The sequence below is a fragment of the Streptomyces sp. NPDC006610 genome, from assembly GCF_040611575.1.
Lineage (GTDB): Bacteria > Actinomycetota > Actinomycetes > Streptomycetales > Streptomycetaceae > Streptomyces.
In genome coordinates, this window is sequence record NZ_JBEXOP010000073.1 from 1 (window position 1) to 3036 (window position 3036).

The 3036-nt window shown below is 67.4% G+C and carries 3 protein-coding genes; all 3 read right to left on the reverse strand.

Annotated features, from left to right (window positions below; all coding sequences use genetic code 11):
- Positions 1-47: 47 nt before the first annotated feature.
- The 3 genes from aepY to ABZY13_RS32715 all read right to left on the reverse strand — a co-directional run bounded on the left by aepY (position 48) and on the right by ABZY13_RS32715 (position 2966).
- Positions 48-1151, reverse strand: coding sequence for a phosphonopyruvate decarboxylase (gene aepY, locus ABZY13_RS32705; protein WP_356637300.1), 1104 nt, complete (start codon positions 1149-1151; stop codon positions 48-50).
- Positions 1148-1843, reverse strand: coding sequence for a VTT domain-containing protein (locus tag ABZY13_RS32710; RefSeq protein ID WP_356637302.1), 696 nt, complete (start codon positions 1841-1843; stop codon positions 1148-1150). Before ABZY13_RS32710 ends, aepY begins: the two co-directional genes overlap by 4 nt.
- 82 nt (positions 1844-1925) lie before the next feature.
- Positions 1926-2966, reverse strand: coding sequence for a ketoacyl-ACP synthase III family protein (locus ABZY13_RS32715; protein ID WP_356637304.1), 1041 nt, complete (start codon positions 2964-2966; stop codon positions 1926-1928).
- Between the last annotated feature and the right edge of the window lie 70 nt (positions 2967-3036).

Consider the following 3036-nt stretch of genomic DNA (forward strand, 5'->3'; position numbering starts at 1 on the left):
GCTCCACGCTTCAGCGTGGAGCACCCGCCCCTTCGACATGAGGCGCGCTACTGCTGCAGGTTGCTCTGGAAGCGGTCCCGAATGTCCAGAGTGCTGAGTGCGTTGGTCGCGCGCGGCGGGATCGTGCCCGTGCGGGGCAGCGTCTTGATACAGATCAGGTGCGGGCCGGAAGCGGCCTGGGCCCGCGCCATCGCGGCCTGCACAGCGTCCTCATGGTCACAGACGACCGCGCTGGCGTAGCCGGTGGCCATCGCCACATCGGGGAACGAGGTGGTCGCCGACGTCGTTGCCTGCCCACCCGTCGACTCGTGCACCCGGTTGTCGAGCACGACATGGATGAGGTTGGCAGGCGCCTCACTGCCGATCATGGACAACGCACCCAGGTGCATCAACAGGGCACCGTCCCCGTCCAGGACCACCACGGTCCGCTCCGGATGCGTCAGCGCGACCCCCAGGCCGATCGAGGAAGCGTGTCCCATGGACCCCTGCATATAGAAGGTTCCGGGCGCATCCGCCACGGCGAACGTGTCACGACCGGTGAAACCGGTGGTGGCGACGACGGCCGCCTGCGGTGCGGCCGCGGTGACAAGCCGGATGGCCTCGGCGGCCGGCAGGCCATCGGTGTGAGGGTCGTTGGCCGCGGTGGCCTTGCCGATGGCTCCGCGCTCGACCAGCACGAACGGCGCCCGCTGCTCGGCCAGGTCCTTTTCCGCCTTCTCCAGGACCACGGAAAACTCCTCCACCCCATTCTGCGCGTACAAGGTGTGGTACGGAGCGTCGACGCTGTCGAGGAGCCCAGGCGTCGCTGGCCCCATCACCGCGTGCTGGGGCTCGTCCGTGGCCGGGTCTGGCCAGCCGCGCAGACTGGTGAAGGTCAGGATCGGCAACTTGTAGGTCATCACCAGTGAGGTGAGCGGGTTGATGAGGTTGCCCAGCCCGGAGTTTTGCAGCATGACGTAGGCGCGCTGTCCGCCAAGGGCGGCGCCGGCGGCCACCGCGAGTGCACTGCCCTCGTTCGGGGCTGGCACGTACCGGCCCGGCTGGGTGCTCAGATGCGCGATCGGGCCGCCGAAGTGGGAGCAGGGAACGCCGCTGGCGAGGGTGAAGCCGTGGCCGGCCAGCAAGTCGCAGAAGTCTTGTGCGGAGATCATGGACGGGGCAGCTCCGTTTCAGGGGTGGTGGACCCGGCGGTGGCCGTCTCCTGGGTTGCGGCTGGGGCACTACGGGCGCGGCGCCGCATCTTGATGCCCTCGACGATGATCGGGATGCCGGAGACGAGGACGATGCCGATGACGATGGCTTCGATGTTGTTGCGGACGAAAGCGATCTGGCCCAGGTAATAGCCGACCAGTGTCAGGCTGACCGACCACAAGACCGCGCCGATCACGTTGAACAGGAGGAACGTGCGATATGCCATGCGTCCAACGCCGGCAGTAATGGGGATGAAGGTGCGGAAGACGGGGATGAAGCGGGCCATCACCAGGGCCTTGGGGCCATGCTTGAGCATGAACTGCTGAGCCCGTTCGGCGTTCTCCTGTTTGAAGAACCGGGAGTTGGGGCGACGGAAGAGGGAGCCGCCCACTTTCCGGCCGAAGGTGTAGCCGAACTGGTCGCCCAGGACGGCGGCCACGGCGATGGCCAGCATGACCACCCACAGGGGCTGATGGAGGAACTGGTCGTTGGCCACGAGCAGTCCCGCTGTGAACAGCAATGAGTCGCCGGGCAGGAAGAAGCAGACGATGAGGCCGGATTCGGCGAAGACGGTGGCCATGATGCCCAGCAACCCGAAGCCGGAAATGAGCGCTTCGGCGTCGAGCAAGGGTGATGCGGCGAGGTTCTGCACGGATGCCCCCTGGATGGTGGTGCGAGCGAGCGGATATGCCGTCTGCCGGCCCCATGGCGGGGCTGGCAGACGGCGCAGGTGATCAGACGGCGGCCCAGCTGGGCTGTTCGTCGATGCGTACGACGGCGCAGGTGATGGACACCCCGCCGCCGTGGGCGACGATCAGGACGTGGTCGCCGGGGCCGACCTGTCCGGTCTCCACCAGGTGTGTCAGACCCACGATCTGGTCGTTGACCGTCATGTGGCCGAGGTTGCGGCCGAAGTCGAGCAGGCCCTGCTCGGGGGAGAGTCCCATCGGGTCGAGAATAACTTTCAGGTAGCTCTCCTGGCCGGTGAAGACGTGGCAGACACGGGTAACGTCGCCCGGTTCCAGCCCGGCCTCGGCCAGGGTACGGAGCGCTATCTCCGTGCGCAGTTCGCCTTGGCGGCGCACGACCTCGGCGACGGTTTCCTCCAGACCGCCGGCGGCGGCCAGACGCTCCTTGAAGTCCATGCCGCGGCCGACCGTCAGCGACGGCGGGAACAGTGGCTCGGTCCCGCGGTACTGCTCCTCCACTTCGGCGGTGGAGCCGGTGTTGATGGACAGCAGGCTCGCGAAGCCCTCGGACTTCGACAGCAGAACTGCGCTGCCTCCGTCACCGAGGACACCGTTTTGGATACCGAAGGCCCACCGGTTGAAGTTGGGGGTGCCGACATTGTCGGCGCCGGTGAGCAGAGCGGCGTTGCGCTCCGGCACGGCTTTGAGGTAGCAGGCGGCCAGCTCCAGTGAGCCGATCAGGCCGCTGCATGCCTGCCAGACGCGGAAGGAGGGTACGTCGCGGTCGGTCAGGTGCCGCAGGATGTAATGCTGCGGCGACCAGCCTTCGGGCCCCTGCTCGTGGCCGCAGGCGTGGATGTGGAAGTCGATGTCATGCGGGTGCAGTCCGGAGCGGTCCATGGCCTGGCGGGCAGCGGCGATCGCCATGTCCGGAGCGGGCTTGTCGCCGGCGACCGCAGCGCCGGTCCAGCCGTAGAACTCGTACTCGTCGGCGTCGTACAGGCCCAGCGCGACGGCTTTGCGGGCGTCGACGATCTCAGGGATGTACGTGCCCAGTCCGGCGATGCGAATGTCGGTGGTCTTCATGAAGTCGGTCCTCGTCACTCGCTCGGTCAGGCCGAGGCGTCTGCGGCGTTCAGTTCGGCGGCCAGGGCCT

Coding starts and splice junctions, on each gene's coding strand:
- aepY (WP_356637300.1), bottom strand. CDS start 1,151: ATGATCTCCGCACAAGACTTCTGCGACTTGCTGGCCGGCCACGGCTTC.
- ABZY13_RS32715 (WP_356637304.1), bottom strand. CDS start 2,966: ATGAAGACCACCGACATTCGCATCGCCGGACTGGGCACGTACATCCCT.